Source organism: Streptomyces albidochromogenes, assembly GCF_005981925.1.
GTDB classification, from domain to species: domain Bacteria; phylum Actinomycetota; class Actinomycetes; order Streptomycetales; family Streptomycetaceae; genus Streptomyces; species Streptomyces albidochromogenes.
Map to the genome: position 1 here is coordinate 1 of NZ_VBVX01000728.1, position 563 is coordinate 563.

1 protein-coding gene is annotated in these 563 nt (G+C 73.0%); it reads left to right on the forward strand.

Going from position 1 to position 563, the window contains the following annotated elements; all coding sequences use genetic code 11:
- Window positions 1–563 (forward strand): nitroreductase family protein (locus E2E34_RS34965; RefSeq protein WP_208765430.1); only part of this gene is annotated, 563 nt, incomplete at both ends.

Below are 563 nucleotides of genomic sequence, written 5' to 3' on the forward strand. Positions count from 1 at the left end.
GGGTGGGAGGCGAGGGGGGCGGTCGTGACCTGGTCCGGCCGGCGGCCGACGACATGTTCCGGCTCGGGACGTCGGAGGCGGTACGGGAAGCGGTGACGCAGCGGCGTACCGTGCGGGAGTTCACCGACGAGCCGGTGGATCCGGCGGCGGTACGGCGTGCTGTCGCGGCGGCGGTCACCGCGCCCGCGCCCCATCACACGACGCCGTGGCGCTTCGTGCTGGTGGAGTCGCAGGCGGCTCGGGTGGCGCTGCTCGACGCGATGCGCGAGGCGTGGGTGACGGACCTGCGGGCCGACGGGAAGTCGGAGGAGTCGATCGCGAAGCGCGTCCGGCGGGGGGACGTGCTGCGCAACGCTCCCTGTCTGGTGGTGCCGTGCATGGTGATGGACGGCTCGCACACGTACGGAGACGCGCGTCGCGACGCGGCGGAGCGGGAGATGTTCGTGGTCGCCACGGGCGCGGGTGTGCAGAACTTCCTGGTGGCGTTGGCCGGGGAGCGGCTTGGGTCCGCTTGGGTCTCGTCGACGATGTTCTGCCGTGACGTGGTGCGGGAGGTGCTGCGG